Origin of the sequence: Marinobacter nauticus ATCC 49840 (assembly GCF_000284615.1) — a bacterium.
In the GTDB taxonomy this organism is placed as follows: Bacteria; Pseudomonadota; Gammaproteobacteria; order Pseudomonadales; family Oleiphilaceae; genus Marinobacter; species Marinobacter nauticus.
Map to the genome: position 1 here is coordinate 2,712,896 of NC_017067.1, position 18,667 is coordinate 2,731,562.

Consider the following 18,667-nt stretch of genomic DNA (forward strand, 5'->3'; position numbering starts at 1 on the left):
TTTTTGGTTTACGGATAAACCGCGATGATAAACGGACTGATCTCGCTGTCAACCTCGACAAAGGTTAAGGTTAACAGCTCAAGACGCGCCGGACGCTGCGTCATCTGCCTCGCTGGCGCTGCCCAGGATGGCCTTTGCCAGGACTGCCGGAACGACCTGCCCGCCAACCGCTGGTGCTGTCTGACCTGCGCTCTGCCCTTGCCCTTTCCAACCCCGGATGGACATTGCGGCGAATGCCTGGCTTCACCACCGCGTTACAGCCGCTCGCTGATCCCCTGGCGTTACCAGTTCCCGGTTGATGGCATGATCGGCCGCTACAAATACCACGGCCAGCACAAATTCGCGCGACCATTACTGGCGGGTTTTACCGACTACATTGAGCATCATCTGGCAACCGAGGGCCGGCCGCAGGTTCTGATCCCCGCCCCCATGCACTGGACCCGGCGCTGGCAACGGGGCTTCAATCAGGCCCAGGATATTGCCGAGGCCGTGGGAAGGCGGCTGGACCTGCCTGTCAACGCCCGTCTGGTGCGACGAACGCGACGAGTTCACGCACAACGGAAACTGAACCGGACAAGCCGACTGGCCAATCTTCAGGGGCTGTTTGAGGTTACCGGACCGGTGCCGGCAAACATCGCCATTGTTGATGACGTGGTCACTACCGGAGCCACCGTTCGCGAGCTGGCCTCGGTGCTCACCAGAGCGGGAGCGAAGGAAATCCAGGTCTGGGCACTGGCGCGTACACCCGGCTGATCAATTGGCGAGTTCTGCCAGTACGTGTCCGGCGATGGCCAGACACGAGGTGAGTCCTGGCGACTCAATCCCGAACAGATTGACCAGGCCGTCAATACCATGTTTCTCGGGGCCATCGATGCGGAAATCGGCAAAGCCGCCATCCGGGCCCGCCAGTTTAGGGCGAATGCCCGCATAAGCCGGCTGCAGACGGGCCTCGTCCAGGGACGGCCACCAGCGCCGGATACTGTCAGCAAATCCACGAACACGCTTCGGATCGACCCGATAGCTTTCTTCGTCAATCCATTCCACATCCGGCCCAAACCTGGCCTGGCCAGCCAGATCGAGAGTCAGATGAATGCCGAGCCCACCGGGTTCGGGTATGGGATAGATCAGAGTATTGAATGGATGGCGGCCACTGAAGCTGAAATACACACCACGGGCCAACCATTGTTCCGGCCGCGCACGCTCTGGCAACCCCGACCACAGCCCCGCAAGTGCCGGGGCACCAAGTCCAGCGGCGTTAATCACTTCCCGAGCCTTCAGGGTCAGATCTCCGGCCTCACCTACCTTCAGAACATGCCCCTCAGGACCGGATTCGGCAGACACCACCGGACTGTTCAACGCAATCTGGCCACCGGCGTCTTCCAGATCACCCTGCAGCGCCAGCATCAGGCCATGACTGTCTACGATCCCGGTTTGCGAAGACCAGAGCCCGGCAGTAGCCCGGATCGAGGGCACTTGGCACGCCATCGCGGCGCCTTCATATAACACCAGCGGTACACCATTTCGGCCCGCCTGCGCCTGAATGCCAACAAGACGTTCGGCCTGCGCGGCGTCACTGGCAATGATCCACTTCCCGCATTTTCGATGCACAACCTTATGGCTGACACAATATTCATAAAGCTGCTGCCGGCCTTCCACGCACAATCGAGCCTTGAGGGAATGCTCCGGGTAGTAGATACCGGCATGAATGACTTCGCTGTTGCGGGAGGATATGCCTTCACCAATGGCGGCACCGGCTTCCAGCACCAGCACCTCTCTCCCCGAACGGGCCAGCGCACGCGCAATGGCAAGTCCTACTACGCCGGCGCCGATTACTACGGTCTGTATACTGAACTGCTCCTGAGCCACTCCGCATTCCTCTACCCTGCTCTCTGGCAGGGAAATTACCGCAGATCAACGCTGGTTGCATTACCTGCCCGCCAAGAACCGTTATACTTGCCCCAAGACAGAATGAACGCATGGAGCCTGGCGATGTCTGATAGAAAACAGTTTATTACCGTTATGGTGGTTGCCGCGCTTTTTGTTGGCTGGATTGGCTGGCGTGGCTTTGAAGTGACCCACCTGAACGCGCAACTGAAGGAAGACAGAGTCGTCGCCGGTTACCCGTACCAGCACCGCGTATTGAGGGTTGAGGGAGATACTGCCGTCATCAGTTCTCTTCGGTCCCACTCGGTATCAACCCAGAAGGCCCTGACCGCCGTATTCCCCGGCATGCGCCATCTGGCAGACACCCATCGCGACTGGCAGAAAGCAGAACGGGAGCTTGCCCAGGTTCAGGCCAGAGCCGGGGATCTCGTCCTGGCCACGGGTCGGGTCAACCGCATTCGCTGGGAGCTGGACGAAAACTGGTACCATTTGCAATCCATGAAAACCCGATACGACACCACATTCTGAGCCCTATGCAGACTGAACCTCCGGCGATCACCCCATCCTCGCATCCCTACGATGCCCTCACCCCGGAAGTCATTCTGGATGCCATTGAGGCGCAGGGATTCGAGGTCAACGGCCGGCTGTTTGCCCTGAACAGCTATGAGAACCGCGTCTATCAGGTCGGCATTGAAGACAAGCCACCGGTAATTGCCAAATTCTACCGTCCAGGCCGCTGGCCAGATGCGGCGATTCTGGAAGAACACGAATTTACCCTGTCACTGCAGGAGGCCGGGGTGCCCGTGGTTGCCCCTTTGGTGCTGCCGGGCGGGCATTCCCTCGGCCAGTACGGGGATTTCAGATTCGCGGTATTTCCGCAACGCGGCGGCCAGGCCCCGGATACCAGTGTGACCGACACCCTGTATAGACTGGGCCAGTGGCTGGGGCAGATTCACAACATTGGTGCCTTGAAACCGTTTGAGCACAGACCTGGGTTTGATCTGTTGGCGGGGCTGGAACAGAACAACCAGCTGCTGGTGGAAGGTAACTGGATTCCGGATGATCTCAGACCGGCCTGGAATTCCCTGATTCCGGACCTGATCGCCAACTGCCGTGAACGGATAGCCGAAGCCGGCCCGGTAGACACCTTGCGCATTCACGGTGATTGTCACGCCGGCAACATTCTGTGCCGGGACGAAACCATGCTGTTTGTGGATCTGGACGACTGTCGCACAGGCCCGGCGGTACAGGACATGTGGCTGCTACTGAACGGAGACGCCAGCGAGCGGGGCGCCCAGCTTGGCGAATTGCTGGAAGGCTATGAAATGTTCCGGGATTTCAATCGTCGCGAACGCCACCTGATTGAACCCCTGCGATGCTACAGGCAAGTCGCCCACTGTGCGTGGCTGGCAAGGCGCTGGGAAGATCCGGCCTTCCCGAGATTCTTCCCCTGGTTTTCACAGCCGCGGTTCTGGTCAGACCAGATCCTGTCCTTACGGGAACAGCTGGCCGCACTACAGGAACCGGCTATCAGCGTGCCGGGCCAATTCTGATTTTCTGACACGAGGTACCCATGAGCGATAACGAACGGCGTTTCACAGCCAAAAGCCTGATTGTTACCGGAGTTGCCGCCATCGTCGGCACGGTACTGGTGCTGGAAGCGTCTGGCCGGATTGATCACTCCGACAACAAGGACCACGCTCCGGTGGGTGAATTTACCGCCATTCACGTCAAACCCGGCGAAACCTTCCGTATGTCCCGCAAATCCTCGGAGCTGCACGCCGTTTGTGAGAATGGCTACCTGGCCATTGCTGCCGATGTCGATCCATCTTTCCGGGGCATTCTGGTCGACTACAAAAACCGTGGGGTTCGCTGCGCACGGCCGTCCCCTACCGACAAGGATCTGGCGACACCTCGCCCCGATGAGCGCGAGGCCGGAGCGGGCGATGAGTAATCGCACGCCCCCGGAGCAATTGACCGACCGGTTATTTGCCACTGAGCGCAATCCCGAGGATTTCCGCTTTGACGCGTCCGTCGCCCGGGTGTTTCCGGACATGATCCGTCGCTCTGTCCCCGGCTACACCACCATCATCCCGATGATTGAGGTGATCACGGAACAGTACGTTCAGCCAGGCTCACATTGTTACGACCTGGGCTGCTCGCTCGGCGCGTCCACTCTGGCCATGCGCCATGGCATCCCCTACCCGGACTGCACTCTGGTGGGCGTGGACAATTCCGAGGCGATGATTGAGCGCTGCGAGCATTATGTCGCTCTGGATGATCACGACCTGCCGGTTACACTGCGCTGCGAGGACATCCTGAGCACCGAACTGAGCAATGCCTCAGTCACCACCCTGAACTTCACGCTGCAGTTCGTGCCGCCCGAGCAGCGGTTGGCCCTGCTGACCCGTATCGGCGACGCCACCCTGCCCGGCGGCGTGCTGGTTCTGTCCGAGAAGATCCGATTTGAATCCGACGCGGAACAGGCCATCCAGACCCGCCTTCATCACGAGTTCAAGCGGGCCAACGGCTATTCGGACCTGGAAATCAGCCAGAAGCGTGCCGCCATCGAGAAAGTACTGATCCCGGAAACCCTGGCAGACCACCGGGATCGATTGCAGCGCGCCGGCTTTGACCAGGTACTGGTGTGGTACCAGTGCTTCAACTTTGTCTCGATGCTGGCCATCAAGAACTCCTGACTTATCCACCGAAAGACATACCATGGCACTGTTTGACTGGCACAAGCACTTTGATCCCGTTCTTTCCTACCTGAACGAAACCGGTAACACCCGGTGGACCACAGCCCTGAAAGAACAACTCACTCGACGGTTTGAGGACAACCCCCACGGCGATATGGAACGCTGGCACAACGCACTGCAGTCCTTGCCAGATGTTGCCGATGCCAGGGTCGACCTGAATCGGTCTGCAATCACGTTGACCAGCCCCAGCGGCCTGGATCCAGACGCCATGACCCGCCTTGAGAACGGATTGCGGGGACTGATGCCCTGGCGTAAGGGCCCGTTCGATTTTTTCGGTACCTACATTGACACCGAATGGCGATCAGACTGGAAATGGGACCGGGTAGCGCCGCATCTGGCGGATCTGGCCGGGCGCACCATTCTGGATGTGGGCTGCGGCTCCGGCTACCATTGCTGGCGCATGGCTGGAGCGGGGGCCAGGCAGGTGATCGGCATCGACCCGGGGCTGTTGTTCATGTTTCAGTTCCTGGCAGTCAAAGGGTATCTGGGCCAGGCTCCGGTCGATCTGCTCCCGGTGCGCATGGAAGACCTCCCGGCCGACATGGAATGCTTTGACACCACCTTCTCCATGGGCGTGCTGTATCATCGTCGTTCACCGCTGGACCATCTGTTGGAACTCAAGGGCACGCTGCGTCGCGGCGGCGAACTGGTGCTGGAAACCCTGGTTGTAGACGGCCCGGAGGGCTACAGCCTGATGCCCGAAGACCGTTACGGCCAGATGCGCAACGTCTGGTTCTTGCCGAGCTGCCCGACCCTGCTCCGGTGGCTGGACAGAACCGGGTTCCGCAACGCCCGGGTGGTAGACGTCAGTGAGACCACCACCGATGAGCAGCGCCAGACCGACTGGATGCGTTTCAATTCACTGGCGGACTTTCTGGACCCAGACAACCCCTCGAAAACCATTGAAGGCTACCCGGGCCCCAAGCGGGCGACACTGATCGCAGAAAAGCCCTGACACCCTGCACCAGAAAACCGGCACAAAAAAACCGCCTGGGGCATCCACCACAGGCGGTTTTTATTAGCTTCTGAACTTACTCTCCGAACGGATGCCGCAGAGTAATGGTTTCCACACGATCCGGACCGGTGGAAATAATATCAATCGGCGCCTCAATCTGCTCTTCCAGGAAGTGGATATAGGCCTTGGCGTTCTCCGGCAGCTGATCCACGCTGGTCAGGCCAACCGTGCTCTCGCTCCAGCCCGGCAGCTCCTCATACACCGGCTCGATATCGCTGTAGCTGTCGCAGCCGATGGGGGGACGGGTGATTTCGCCGTTCGGAGTCTTGTAGCCAATACACACCTTCACCGTTTCCAGACCGTCCAGAACGTCCAGCTTGGTCAGGCAGATACCGGACACACTGTTGATCTGGATAGCATGGCGCAGGGCGACCGCATCAAACCAGCCACAACGGCGGGAACGACCGGTGGTAGTGCCCACTTCGTTGCCCTTGACGGCGAGGTGCTTGCCCATGTCGTCAAACAGTTCGGTCGGGAACGGGCCGGAACCTACCCGGGTAGTGTAGGCCTTGGTGATACCCAGCACATAGTCCAGATACAGCGGACCAAAACCGGAGCCGGTAGCGGTGCCGCCAGCGGTGGTATTGGAGGACGTCACGTACGGATAGGTACCCAGGTCGATATCCAGCAACGAGCCCTGAGCGCCTTCGAACAGGATGTGCTCTCCGCGCTTGCGGTAGTCGTGCAAAATATCGGTTACGTCTGCGGCCATGGGCAGGATTTCCTCGCCCATCTGCTTGAGCTCTTCCAGGGCCGCATCGATATCCTCGGCCTCTTCCTTGAAGTACTCGGTGAGAACGAAGTTGTGGTACGACATGATTTCCCGCAGCTTGATCTCGAAATCGGCGGGGTTGCACAGGTCACCCAACCGAACACCCCGGCGGGAAACCTTATCCTCATACGCAGGGCCAATTCCCCGGCCGGTGGTACCAATCTTGTCATTGCCACGGGCACGTTCGCGGGCCTGATCAATACGCACGTGGGTGCGCAGGATAATCGGGCACGCCAGGCTGATTTTCAGGCGGTCACGAACGGCAACACCGTTAGCCTCCAGCTCCCGCACTTCTTTCAGCAGGGCTTCCGGCGAGAGCACCACACCGTTACCGATGAGGCACTGGACATCCTGCCGCAGTATGCCGGACGGAATCAGGTGCAGAGCCGTCTTCTTACCTTCGATCACCAGTGTGTGACCGGCATTATGCCCGCCCTGAAAGCGGACAACGGCAGCCACCTTGTCTGTCAGAAGGTCAACAATCTTGCCCTTGCCTTCATCACCCCACTGGGTGCCCAGCACAACTACGTTTTTACCCATGATTCTCTCTCAATTCAGACGGGCCAGAAGCACACGCCCTGAAGATTTACCCCGGAAATTAAACAAAACGGCTCAGGCGATGGTTTCTACCACCCATTGGCCATCACGATTCACCAGTTGACGGTCACACCCCCGCTCCGAAGGATCCGTCTCACGATCATCCGGCAATGCCCGGATCACCGTTTCAGTCATTCTCAGGCCGGAAATCACGCCTTCCAGCCTGGCATCGTTGTCCGCTGGCGCCCATATGGCTCCGGCTTTACGGAACGGGCGTTCGCCCAGCGACACCAGTGCACGGATATCCAGACTGAACCCGGTAGCAGGCCGCGCGCGACCAAAGTCACTGCCAATAGCGTCATATCGGCCACCTTTCGCCACAGCATCGCCATGGCCCGGCACATAGGCCGCAAAGACCAAACCGGTGTGATAGTTGTATCCGCGCAATTCACAAAAGTCGAAGCCCAGGCTGACTTCCGGAAAATCGCGGTTCAACATGTCCGCCACTCGGGCAAGTTGATCCAGCGCCGCATCAATAGCACCGGAGGCGCCACTGAGAATTTCCCGGGCATCGGCCAGGGATTCTACCCCACCGCTGACCCTGGCCAACTGGCGCAACCTGAAACCGGCAGAGCCCGGCACACACTCACCCAGCAGGCGATCCAGCTCGGGTACGGACTTGCGTGCCATGGCATCAAACACCGCCGCTTCGGTATCACGATCAAATCCGGCGTCAGAAACCAGGCTTTCATAAATCGAAACGTGAGCCAGGTCCAGATGCAGTCTGGTCAAACCGGCCACCCGCAGGGTTTCCAGCATCAGACTGATCACTTCCATATCGGCAGCTTCGGAGCCACTGCCAAACAGCTCACAACCGGCCTGTATCGGTGTCCGTCCGGTCAGCATGTGGCGAGGCCGGGTATGCAGCACATGTCCGGCATAGCAGAGCCGGGTAATGCCGTCCTGGCCCAGGGTATGGGCGTCTATGCGGGCAGCCTGGGGCGTCATATCGGCGCGAACACCCATCATCCGACCGGTCAGCTGATCGGTCAGTTTGAACGTCTGCAGTTCCAGGTCGTGGCCTGTACCGGTAAAGAGGGATTCGAGATATTCAATCAGCGGAGGAATAACCAGCTGGTAGCCCCAGCGCTGGCAGGTATCCATAACATCCCGGCGCAGGGACTCGATCCGCCCGGCCAGCGGCGGCAGAATGTCCTCTACCCCGTCAGGCAGTAACCAGCGATCAGATACAGTCATGAGATTCTGTTGTCCGTTTCTCCCACGCTGGCCATAGGACCAGGGGGTAACTCAGGATTTAGGCGCTCGGGCTCAGAAAACCCGACACAAAACCGCCAGAATTTTACACGGTTGGCAGGCACAAAAAAACCGGAATCCAGGGGTTCAGTAAAAATTCCCCGCAGATTCCGGCTTGGCTGGTGTCAGCCGGCTCAGTTAGCGCCGGCAGGACTCTTCAGGAACTTCATAAAGTCACTGTCGGAATCAATCACCATGATGTCGTCCTTGCTGGAGAAGGTATTCTGGTACGCCTGCAGGCTGCGGTAGAAGCTGTAGAACTCCTCGTTGGCACCGTAGGCCTGAGCGTAAATGGCGGCCGCTTCCCCGTCACCTTCACCGCGTGTGGTTTCGGCTTCTGCAAAGGCGTTGGCCAGGATCACCGTTTGCTGACGGTCGGCATCAGCACGGATACCCTCGGCCAGCTCCTGCCCCCGGGAACGGAATTCCTGGGCCAGCTTCTGGCGCTCCGTGGCCATCCGCCGATAGACGTTCTCGCTCACCTGTCCGGGGAACTCGATGGCTTTCACCCGAATATCCAGGACTTCGATACCAAACTCTTTGATGGAGGTCTCGTTGACCCGGTCACGTAGCGTGTGCATCAGCTCGTCCCGCTGACCGGACACCACCTCATGCATGGTACGGATACCGAATTCATCCCGCAGACCGTTGTCCACGCGAGACAGGATCAGGGTCTGCGCACGGAACTCATCGCCACCCGTGGCACGATAGAACTGATCCACGTTAAGGATCTTCCAGGCAACATAGGAATCCACATCCAACGGCTTCTTCTCAACCGTCAGGTACTGGCGGGAAGGCAGATCCATCGTCAGCACCCGGATATCAAACTCCCTGATCTGATCAATAACCGGTACCTTGAAATGCAGGCCAGCCTGGATATTGGTTTCAACCAGTTCCCCGAAGCGAAGTTTCACGCCCCGATGGGTCTCAGGAATGATGTAAACACTGGACAGCACGAGCAGGACAACAATAAGGGCGCCTGCAAGGCCCACTACACCTTTAGGTCCCATAACTTATCTGCTCCTCCGGGTATTGGTGTCCTGGCGGGTGCGCAGCTCCTGCAACACCTGATCGGTCAGGGTCTGGATATCCACCTGCTGGCCATTGCTGCCGGACATCCGGCTGCCAGATGACGACAGGGAACCCTGCGTCAGACGATCCAGGGGCAGATACATCATGTTGCCGCTGCTCTCGGTATCGACAAGGATTTTGCTGCTGTTACCCAGCACCTGCTCCAGTGCCTGGATGTACATGCGCTCACGGGTAACGACCGGGGCCTGCTCATACACGGCCAGCAGCTGGTTAAAGCGTGCAGTTTCACCGCGTGCCCGCTCGATTACTTCCTGCTTGTAGGCGTTGGCTTCCTCAATCATGCGCTGTGCCTGACCTCGGGCCTCGGGAACAATCTTGTTGCGGTAGGTTTCCGCTTCTTCCTTCAGACGCTGCTCATCCTCGCGAGCACGCTGAACTTCACGGAACGCGTCCTGTACCGGCGCTGGAGGCTGGGTGCTCTCGACGTTGACCCGGACAATCTCGAGACCGGTTCCGTAATCTCTCAGGAAGCTCTGCAGGCGCTGCTCAACCCGCACGGCGAGCTCCGCCCGACCTTCAGTCAGTACGTCATCCAGGGACGAACTACCGACCTCATGCCGCAGGGCACTATCGGTGGCAAATGCCAGGGCCTGGTTGGAATCCCGTACATTCAGCACGTACGCCCGGGCATCACCCACGCGATACTGGACCTGAAGATCCACGGTCACCAGGTTTTCATCCTGGGTCAGCATCTGGCCGGAGGACTCAGCGGTACGGATACTGGTAACGCGAACCTTGTTGACGGTGTCAATCAAGGGCACCTTGAAGCGGAGACCCGGCTCCTCGGTACGGTTGTATTCACCGAAGCGCAGCACAACCGCCCGCTCCTGTTCATCAACCGTATAGAACGACTGGTAGATGACATAGCCCGCGACCAGGATGGCCGCAATGGCCAGAATGGCACCAAAACCACCTGCGCTGCCGCCGGAGCTGCTGCCACCACCAGAATTACCGCCTTTGCCGCCAAGCATGCGATTGAGCTTGTCGAGCCCTTTTTTCAGCGCTTCGTCGAGGTCTGGCGGCCCCTGATCATTGCCGCGACGACCACCACCGGTTCCCCAGGGATCATTGTCGTTGCGGTTTCCACCCGGTTCATTCCAGGCCATAGTTCTCTCCGTTCGTGTTTAATCGAATGGCTGCAAATACTAGGGATTTATCAAGGCCCCGGCAATAGCAGGGGCCGTTCAGACCGGCCGGCTTTCCAACCGGATCACGTCTTCACGCACACCCGCACGGCTCAAAAGCTGCAGCCAGTCCCGGTTCTGCAGCCGGACTTCCAGTACCTGATCGCCGTTGTCGCAATGCTCTTCGCTCAGAACCGAACCCGCCTCGTGCAGCAGCGCTCTGAGCTTGCCATCGGCCGGACCCAGACGCACAAAGTGGTGCACGACATCCTCTGCCAGACGCTCGACGATGGCGTCAAACAGCAGCGGCAGGCCTTCACCGCTTACGGCCGACACCCAGGCTCGCACCGGCAATCCTTCTTCGTTGCGATCAATGCGGGGCTCAAAACCATCAAGCAGGTCAATCTTGTTGAACACCTGTAGCATCGGAATCTCATCGGCTCCGATTTCGGCCAGCACATTTTCCACCTGCTCGATGTTTTCATCCCGGCGGCTGTCGTGACAGTCGATCACATGCAACAGCAACGTGGCCTGCGTGGTTTCTTCCAGCGTCGCCCGGAAGGCCTCCACCAGCTTGTGCGGCAAATGCCGGATGAAGCCCACGGTGTCGGCCATTACGACCGGCCCGATGTCGGGAAGTTCCAGACGGCGCAGGGTCGGATCCAGGGTCGCGAACAACTGGTCTGCTGCATATACGCTGGAAGTGGTAATTCGGTTGAACAGCGTGGACTTGCCCGCGTTGGTGTAACCCACCAGCGACAACGTGGGTATGTCGGCACGCTTGCGTGCGCGACGGCCCTGATCCCGTTGCTTGCGGACTTTTTCCAGGCGCCGGTGAATGGATTTGATGCGTTCGCGCAGCAGCCGGCGGTCGGTTTCGAGCTGGGTTTCACCCGGCCCCCGCAAGCCGATACCCCCTTTCTGGCGCTCCAGGTGAGTCCAGCCCCGCACCAGCCGGGTAGACATATGCTCCAGCTGCGCCAGTTCCACCTGCAGCTTGCCCTCGTGGGTCCGGGCCCGCTGCGCAAAGATATCCAGGATCACGCCCGTGCGATCAAGCACCCGGCACTTGAGCTCGCGCTCAATGTTACGTTCCTGGCTCGGGCTCAGGGCATGATTGAACAGTACCACATCGGCCTCGGAAGCGGCCACGGCATCCCGGATTTCCTCAAGCTTGCCCTCTCCCACAAAAAAACGCGGGCTGGGCTGCTTCCGGGTGCCGGTTACCGTAGCAACCGGCTCTACGCCGGCGGATGTCACCAGTTCCCGGAACTCTCCCGGATCTTCGGTATCGTCGTGGGCGGTAAAATCAATGTGAACGAGAACCGCCCGTTCTCCGACATCTGGACGCTCAAACAAGTTTCATCAACTCCATAAACACAAACACCCGCGACCATTCAAGCACATAGGCTGTCCTGGAGCGCGGGTGTGAAAGCGGGAAAAGCAGGCGTTATCAGTCTTCAGACTCACCTTCACCTGCCGGGTTCTGCTGCGGTAGCCGGACGTTACGAGCAGGAACCACAGTGGAAATAGCGTGCTTGTAAACCATCTGGCTCACCGTCTTCTTGAGAAGAATCACGAACTGGTCAAAAGACTCAATCTGGCCCTGAAGCTTGATACCATTGACCAGAAAGATGGAAACCGGAATGCGTTCCTTGCGCAATGCATTGAGGTAAGGGTCTTGTAAAGAGTGCCCTTTTGACATGTGTTTTCTCCTGTTTATAAGTAAATGCAGATCGTCATTATTCAACGTTAAATGTGGTGTGAAGCCCGGATTTTTTCAAGGTATCCAGCACCACTTGCGGGTCGGCGGAGTCCAGCCAGTGCACATCTCGCCATTTTCGCAACCAGGTAAGCTGCCGTTTCGCCAACTGACGGGTGGCGGCAACGCCCTTGGCAACAAAGCTGTCGTAATCCTCGTTGCCTGACAGGTAATCCCAGGCCTGTCGATAACCCACGCAACGCATCGAGGGAAGATCGGGGCTGAGATCACCCCGCGCCATCAAGGCACGGACTTCATCAAGGAAGCCTGCTTCCAGCATTGCCAGAAACCGTTTCTGTATCCGCGAATGCAGCACAGAGCGCTCGGCAGGCGCCAGGGCAAACTGAAAAACAGTATACGGCAGGCCAGCGCTTTCGTCTGCCTGCCAGCTGGTAAAATACGTGTAATCCTCAATACCAGACTGCGGATGTTGCCCGGAAGTTCCCGATTCTGACTGCCAGAACGAGGAGATCGGCTTATCTGTAAGCCGGATCACCTCAATGGCCCGCATCAGTCGCTGGCGATTGTTGGGATGAATCAGGCGCGCAGCGTCGGGATCTTTTTCTGCCAACTCCTCATGAAGGGCGCCCCAGCCATCGCGTTCGGCTTCCCGCTCAATTTCTGCCCGCAGCGCCTGATTTGCCGAAGGCAGATTCGACATGCCATGCAGCAACGCCTTGAAGTACATCATGGTGCCACCCACCAGCAACGGGATCCGGCCACGGCCAGATATCTCGCTCATGGCCGCCAACGCATCGCGGCGAAAATCCGCCGCGGAATAGGTCTCCGCCGGATCACAGATATCGATCAATCGATGTGGTGCCAGGGCGAGTTCTTCAGGCGAAGGTTTGGCAGTGCCAATGTCCATGCCACGATAAACCATCGCGGAATCCACACTGATGATTTCACAGGGCAACGTACGGCAGAGCTCAATGGCAAGATCGGTCTTGCCAGACGCAGTCGGCCCCATCAGAAAGATCGTTGGCGGCAATGAACCCTGCTGGGAGCGGTTATCGGGAATCACCGCTTAGCGCCCCCGCAGAAACAGCTTGTCCAGTTCAGACAGGGTGACCAGGGTCCAGGTGGGACGGCCATGGTTGCACTGTCCGCTGCGCTCCGTTGCTTCCATATCGCGAAGCAACGAATTCATTTCTGGAATCGTGAGCTGCCGGTTTGCCCGCACCGACCCATGGCAGGCCATGGTGCCGAGCAATTCATGGGTGACCGCTTCAACGCGATCACTCTGGCCGTGCTCAATCAGATCTGCCAGCACATCGCGCACCAGCTGCTCAGTGTCTGCCCCTCGGAGCAATGCCGGGATCTGCCGCACTGCCAACGTCTCTGGCCCGATACGCTCAATCTGCAGACCAAGGTGCTGCAGCTCTTCACCATGGCTCTCCGCAAGCGCCGCCTCTTTCTGGCTCACTGCCAGTGACAGGGGCACCAGCAAAGGCTGGCTCTTAAGATCCTGTTCGACCAGGGCCCGCTTCATGCGCTCATAAGTAATACGCTCATGGGCGGCATGCATATCCACCACGATCAGGCCGGCACGGCTCTGGGCCAGAATGTAGATTCCGTGCAGCTGGGCAATCGCATAACCCAGTGGCGGCTCTTCCGCATCATCCCTGGGCGGCGTAACCGAAGCTGACGCCGCTGGCATTTCTGCCCGGGCAACAGGGGTTGAAACACCGCCACCCTCATTCAACGACTGGTAAAACGCCATCTGATCACTGGCCCGCCACTCCTGCTGGGGTGACTGCCCGGGCGACGACGGATAAGCCTCAGTGCGTGACTGTGTGGGCCAGGGTCCCGATGTACCCGGGGCACTGAAACCGCCAGCCGAATGCTCGGGTTCAACAACCGCAGACTCACGACCAAAGGATTGGGCCGCCGCCCCACGGAGATGATCGTCCGGGCGTACATCCGCCAGGGCTCGATGCAGAGTCCGGAAAATAAAATCGTGAACCAGCCGGCCGTCGCGGAACCGAACCTCATGCTTGGTTGGGTGAACGTTGACATCCACCGTAGCCGGATCTACCTCCAGGTACAGCACAAATGCAGGGTGACGGTTGTTGTACAGAACGTCCCGGTAGGCCTGGCGAACTGCATGGGCGACCAGTTTGTCCCGGATCACCCGGCCATTCACAAAAAAGTACTGCAGATCTGCCTGACTGCGGGAAAAGGTCGGCAGCGCCACCCAACCCCAAAGGCGCAACCCGGTGGCCTCGGCATCAATAACCACCGCATTGTCGATAAACTGCTGGCCACACAGCGAACCAATCCGACGTTCCTTGTCCAGATCCGTCTCAGCAGGGCGCAGGCTTTGCACCACTCTCTGGTTATGACGCAGGGTAAAACCGGTATCGAACCGACTCAGAGCCTGACGGCGAACACACTCTTCAACGTGGTTGAATTCGGTTTTTTCCGTGCGCAGGAATTTGCGGCGGGCAGGAGTATTGAAGAACAGATCCCTCACTTCAACCGTGGTACCCACGGGATGGGCCGCCGGTGAGATGCGAGCATCCATGTCGCGGCCTTCCACCTCAACACGGGCCGCCGCTTCCTGCAACTCGGTACGGGAGGTGAGGGTCAGGCGTGACACGGAGCTGATACTGGCCAATGCCTCACCCCGGAATCCCAGAGAGGCCACAGCCTCAAGATCATCCAGGGTCAGGATTTTGCTGGTGGCATGCCGGCTCAGGGCCAGAGGCAGGTCCGCCTCTTCAATACCGGAGCCGTCGTCACGCACCCGGATCAGTTTTGCCCCACCCTGCTCGATCTCCACATCGACGCGCGAGGCCCCGGCATCCAGGGCATTTTCAACCAGCTCTTTAACAACAGAAGCAGGACGTTCTACCACCTCCCCGGCAGCAATCTGGTTGGCAAGCCGGGGGGACAGTAACTGGATGTGGGGCATATCCGGGGACTACCTCTTGATCAGGATGAGGGGATGCGAATGGTTTGCCCTACCATAACACGATCATCGTTCATCCCGTTAAAGCGCATCAGCTCGCTGACGGTGGTCTGATTCTCCCGGGCAACGCCCGAGAGAGTATCACCTCGCTGTATCCGGTACTGGCTGACGTCGGTGCCACCCCGGTTTTGCTGTTTTTCCCAGGCCAGCAAAGTGCCGGGAGGTGGTGTGCGACGAAAATACTGCTCGATGCCATCGAAAATGGCGTTGGCCAGCTTGTTGCGGTACCACTCGGACGCAAGATTCTTCTCTTCGGTCGGATTCGAGATGAAACCGGCCTCCACCAGAATCGAGGGGATGTCCGGCGACTTCAAAACCACAAATGCCGCCTGCTCCACCCCCTGTTTGTGAAGCTTGGCCACACGGCCCAACCGGCCCAGCACGGAATCTCCAACCCCCAGACTGGCGTTGATACTTGCGGTCATGGAGAGATCCAGCAATACCCCGGCCAGCATGTCATCACGGCCATCCAGAGAGACACCGCCGGCACCACCGATCAAATCTGAACGGTTCTCGCTCTGGGCGAGCCATCGAGCCGTTTCACTGGTGGCACCGCGCTGAGACAGCGCGAAGACGGATGCTCCCCGTGGCTGCGGCGTTCTGAAGGCATCGGCGTGCACCGACACGAACAGATCCGCGTTGTACTTGCGGGCCAGCAAGGTGCGGTTCCGCAAGCCCACGTAATAATCGCCTGTCCGAGTAAGCTTGGCAGTGAACCCTTTCTGCTGGTTGATCAGATCGGCCAGACGCTTTGCCATTCTCAGCACGACATCCTTTTCCCGGGTCCCCCGGGGCCCGATTGCGCCCGGATCTTCGCCGCCATGACCGGCGTCAATAACCACAATAATGTCACGCTTACCGGCAGAATCCTGGGTCACCGTCGGGCTCGTCGCCCGATCGAGACGGCTGCCCTGTTCGTCAATTAAATCGACCACCAGACGATGGCCATACTGCTGATTCGGCTCCAGCACAAAGCTGCGAGGCTTGATATCACTTTTCAGATCCAGCACCACCCGCAAATCGTTACCATTCCTTGGCGCGCTGCGAATACGCTGAATGGGGCTGCCGGAAAGGTCGACCTTGCTGAAATCCGTGCCGAGAGCAGCATCCTTCAGATCAATAACCAGCCGGGACGGTCCACTCAGAGAGAATACGTTGTGCTCAACCAGACCGGCAGTGTCCAGCACCAGGCGGGTATGATCCGGAGCCGGCCACAAACGCACCCCCTCGACACGGGTACCGGCCAAAACTGTACTGGCTGAAAGCAACAGCGCCATAATCACCAAGATTTTCATGAATCCGGCCCTATCAGTTCTATTTCATTAAGCAAGGAAGCCCCAAGCTCCGAACGGGCGCGCAATACCACAGAGCGCCCCTGACCTTCCCGTTCAAGATGGATTTCCAGATCCGGATCAGGCAAGACTCCCTGACCACGCTCCGGCCACTCAATAATCCGGATGCTCTGGCTGGCAAAATAATCCCGGATTCCCATGTATTCCAGTTCCTCGGGGTCACCCAGCCGGTACAGATCAAAATGGTACACCGGTGGTTCCAGGTGTTCGTAGGGTTCAACCAGTGTATAGGTCGGGCTCTTGACGGCACCCTCGTGGCCAAGCCCTCTCATAACACCACGGCTCAGGGTCGTCTTGCCCATCCCCAATTCGCCGTCGAGAAAAACGGTGAGGCCTTCCCGGGCATGACTGGCCAACCGGGCCAACTCACCACCAAGTTTTTCCGTCTCGGCCTCATCTTCCAGAAACAACCGGCGTTCATTACCAAAAATACTCATCGATTCCCCCGGTCACTAAAACATTCAGGCCGCTCCGACCTTACCAGCACCTGTGGCACGGCTTCGATCACATCAGCCGGGAGCAGCCCCATATAGCCTTTATTCTGCCCCGCCTCATCCGCGGCCGCCAGATGTAAAGCCGCTGAAGCCATTACCGCCTGACGGGCGGACGGAATTTGCCCGAGAAATGCCCCCAGGATGCCCGACAGCACATCGCCCATGCCCCCTGTCGCCATCCCCGGATTACCGCCCGGTATTATGCCGGGCACTCCGCTGCCGGTGGCAACAACCGTACCCGCACCTTTGAGCAGGACAATGCCATGCCACAGCTTCTGTATGCGTGCTGCCGCTCCCATCCTGTCCGCCTCGACTTCCTGAACACTGCAGCCCAGCAGCCTGGCCGCTTCTCCCGGGTGGGGCGTCAGCACATGGTTGTCCGCCGGCGCCGGGGCGCGGTCGGCCATGATGTTGAGTGCATCTGCGTCCAACACTCTGGGCTTGCCACTGGCAATAACCTGCTGCAGCATTTGCTGTCCCCAGGCGGACTGGCCGATCCCGGGTCCGCAGACCACGACATCGGGTTTCTCCAGTAAAGCCGGCAACTCAGACCCGTGGGTTACACCCCTGACCATCAACGACGGACAACGAGCCAGCGCAGCGGTAACGTATTCCGGCCGGGTGGCCAATGACACCAACCCGGCGCCGGCCCTGGAGGCCGCCTCTGCAGCCATGATACCCGCCCCGCCGAAACCGTGATCTCCCGCCACCACCAGGACATGACCGAACATGCCCTTGTGGGCGTTAGCGGGGCGTTCCGGCAACCAGGACTGGCATCGCGCCCAGGGATAAAGCTCGGCCAAGGGCATTTCCCCGCTCTGCTGACCGGCGTTAATCGCCCCCAGCGCTTCAAACATTACCTGACCACAGACACCCGCGCCTGCGCCGGTGAAGAGGCCAGTCTTGGCGCCGATAAAAGTGACCGTCACATCGGCATGCACCACATCCCCTGTCGCGGCACCGGTTGTGGCATCCAGGCCGGACGGCAAATCCACCGCCAATACAGGCTTTCCGGATTGGTTCAACTGACCAATAACATTGGCAAAGGGCTCCCTGGGCGCGCCGGTTACTCCGGTACCGAGCATGGCATCTACCACCACCGCAGCGCTATCCATCCGCGCTTGCAAATCGGCATCGGACAGGGCACTGCCTTCAAGAATCTCGACACCATCGGCCCGGGCTTTCTGGCACGCAGACCGGGCGTCGCCCGTGAGCTTTTCCGTCGGCGCCACGGCAACACACGCCACATCAATGCCATGACGCTTAGCGTTGGCGGCCACCAGGTAACCATCACCGCCATTATTGCCAGCTCCGCACAACACAAGCACAGGCTGCGCACCAAGCCAGAATGCCACCAGATGGCGGAACGCCGATCTAGCTGCCGTTTGCATCAATTCGAAGCCATCCACCCCCTGCTGTTCAATCAGATAGCGATCCATCGCCCGCACCGAGTCGGCGGAATAGAGCGCTTCTGGTAGACTGTGCTCGGAAACAGAGGGCATTTGCCGGGAACTCCCAGATACAGAAACCGGTTTAAGAAAATTGGCCAGATACCTGTAAAGCATAGCAAAACAGGAAAAAAGGTCAT

Annotated in this window: 18 protein-coding genes; 6 read left to right on the forward strand and 12 right to left on the reverse strand. The window is 59.0% G+C overall.

From position 1 onward, the window contains the following. Positions 1 to 24: 24 nt before the first annotated feature. The gene (locus MARHY_RS12625) at positions 25 to 753 is read left to right on the forward strand and encodes a ComFC family protein (protein WP_014422143.1); all 729 of its coding nucleotides are present in this window, start codon (positions 25 to 27) and stop codon (positions 751 to 753) included. Here the strand turns inward: MARHY_RS12625 and MARHY_RS12630 are convergent, their stop codons facing one another. Then, complete coding sequence (locus tag MARHY_RS12630) at positions 754 to 1,866, reverse strand: NAD(P)/FAD-dependent oxidoreductase (protein ID WP_014422144.1); 1,113 nt, start codon at positions 1,864 to 1,866, stop codon at positions 754 to 756. A gap of 123 nt (positions 1,867 to 1,989) precedes the next feature. On the opposite strand from MARHY_RS12630, the gene MARHY_RS12635 reads away from it, so the two are divergent. The 5 genes from MARHY_RS12635 to cmoB are packed head-to-tail and all read left to right on the forward strand — an operon-like array spanning position 1,990 to position 5,598. Next, complete coding sequence (locus MARHY_RS12635) at positions 1,990 to 2,412, forward strand: hypothetical protein (protein WP_022991410.1); 423 nt, start codon at positions 1,990 to 1,992, stop codon at positions 2,410 to 2,412. A gap of 5 nt (positions 2,413 to 2,417) precedes the next feature. Continuing rightward, complete coding sequence (locus tag MARHY_RS12640; RefSeq protein ID WP_011786205.1) at positions 2,418 to 3,437, forward strand: serine/threonine protein kinase; 1,020 nt, start codon at positions 2,418 to 2,420, stop codon at positions 3,435 to 3,437. Between the two features lie 20 nt (positions 3,438 to 3,457). After that, the gene (locus tag MARHY_RS12645; RefSeq protein ID WP_011786206.1) at positions 3,458 to 3,838 is read left to right on the forward strand and encodes a PA3694 family proteiin; all 381 of its coding nucleotides are present in this window, start codon (positions 3,458 to 3,460) and stop codon (positions 3,836 to 3,838) included. Then, entirely contained in the window at positions 3,831 to 4,583 is a 753-nt protein-coding gene (gene cmoA / locus MARHY_RS12650) for a carboxy-S-adenosyl-L-methionine synthase CmoA (RefSeq protein ID WP_011786207.1), read from the forward strand. The genes MARHY_RS12645 and cmoA overlap by 8 nt, the downstream gene beginning before the upstream one ends. Positions 4,584 to 4,605: 22 nt before the next feature. Further along, positions 4,606 to 5,598 carry a tRNA 5-methoxyuridine(34)/uridine 5-oxyacetic acid(34) synthase CmoB gene (gene cmoB, locus MARHY_RS12655; RefSeq protein ID WP_011786208.1) on the forward strand — a complete coding sequence of 331 codons (993 nt, stop codon included), beginning with the start codon at positions 4,606 to 4,608 and terminating at the stop codon, positions 5,596 to 5,598. Positions 5,599 to 5,674: 76 nt separating this feature from the next. On the opposite strand, the gene MARHY_RS12660 is transcribed toward cmoB, so the two are convergent. The 11 genes from MARHY_RS12660 to MARHY_RS12710 all read right to left on the reverse strand — a co-directional run bounded on the left by MARHY_RS12660 (position 5,675) and on the right by MARHY_RS12710 (position 18,581). Next, on the reverse strand, positions 5,675 to 6,970 hold the full coding sequence (locus MARHY_RS12660; protein ID WP_014422146.1) for an adenylosuccinate synthase: 1,296 nt from the start codon (positions 6,968 to 6,970) through the stop codon (positions 5,675 to 5,677). A 72-nt stretch (positions 6,971 to 7,042) separates the two neighbouring features. Beyond that, on the reverse strand, positions 7,043 to 8,224 hold the full coding sequence (locus MARHY_RS12665; protein ID WP_014422147.1) for an ATP phosphoribosyltransferase regulatory subunit: 1,182 nt from the start codon (positions 8,222 to 8,224) through the stop codon (positions 7,043 to 7,045). Positions 8,225 to 8,415: 191 nt separating this feature from the next. Beyond that, the gene (gene hflC, locus MARHY_RS12670) at positions 8,416 to 9,291 is read right to left on the reverse strand and encodes a protease modulator HflC (RefSeq protein WP_011786211.1); all 876 of its coding nucleotides are present in this window, start codon (positions 9,289 to 9,291) and stop codon (positions 8,416 to 8,418) included. Between the two features lie 3 nt (positions 9,292 to 9,294). Then, entirely contained in the window at positions 9,295 to 10,479 is a 1,185-nt protein-coding gene (gene hflK, locus MARHY_RS12675; protein WP_014422148.1) for an FtsH protease activity modulator HflK, read from the reverse strand. Positions 10,480 to 10,557: 78 nt separating this feature from the next. After that, on the reverse strand, positions 10,558 to 11,856 hold the full coding sequence (gene hflX / locus MARHY_RS12680; protein WP_014422149.1) for a ribosome rescue GTPase HflX: 1,299 nt from the start codon (positions 11,854 to 11,856) through the stop codon (positions 10,558 to 10,560). 94 nt (positions 11,857 to 11,950) lie between these two features. After that, positions 11,951 to 12,202, reverse strand: a complete 252-nt coding sequence (gene hfq, locus MARHY_RS12685; RefSeq protein ID WP_014422150.1) for an RNA chaperone Hfq — start codon at positions 12,200 to 12,202, stop codon at positions 11,951 to 11,953. Between the two features lie 37 nt (positions 12,203 to 12,239). Then, positions 12,240 to 13,229 carry a tRNA (adenosine(37)-N6)-dimethylallyltransferase MiaA gene (gene miaA / locus MARHY_RS12690; protein ID WP_221277519.1) on the reverse strand — a complete coding sequence of 330 codons (990 nt, stop codon included), beginning with the start codon at positions 13,227 to 13,229 and terminating at the stop codon, positions 12,240 to 12,242. Between the two features lie 57 nt (positions 13,230 to 13,286). Then, complete coding sequence (gene mutL / locus MARHY_RS12695; protein WP_014422152.1) at positions 13,287 to 15,176, reverse strand: DNA mismatch repair endonuclease MutL; 1,890 nt, start codon at positions 15,174 to 15,176, stop codon at positions 13,287 to 13,289. Positions 15,177 to 15,196: 20 nt separating this feature from the next. Further along, on the reverse strand, positions 15,197 to 16,528 hold the full coding sequence (locus MARHY_RS12700) for an N-acetylmuramoyl-L-alanine amidase (protein ID WP_014422153.1): 1,332 nt from the start codon (positions 16,526 to 16,528) through the stop codon (positions 15,197 to 15,199). Next, entirely contained in the window at positions 16,525 to 17,022 is a 498-nt protein-coding gene (gene tsaE, locus MARHY_RS12705; RefSeq protein WP_011786218.1) for a tRNA (adenosine(37)-N6)-threonylcarbamoyltransferase complex ATPase subunit type 1 TsaE, read from the reverse strand. The genes MARHY_RS12700 and tsaE overlap by 4 nt, the downstream gene beginning before the upstream one ends. Further along, complete coding sequence (locus tag MARHY_RS12710; protein WP_014422154.1) at positions 17,019 to 18,581, reverse strand: bifunctional ADP-dependent NAD(P)H-hydrate dehydratase/NAD(P)H-hydrate epimerase; 1,563 nt, start codon at positions 18,579 to 18,581, stop codon at positions 17,019 to 17,021. The genes tsaE and MARHY_RS12710 overlap by 4 nt, the downstream gene beginning before the upstream one ends. Positions 18,582 to 18,667 lie beyond the last annotated feature (86 nt).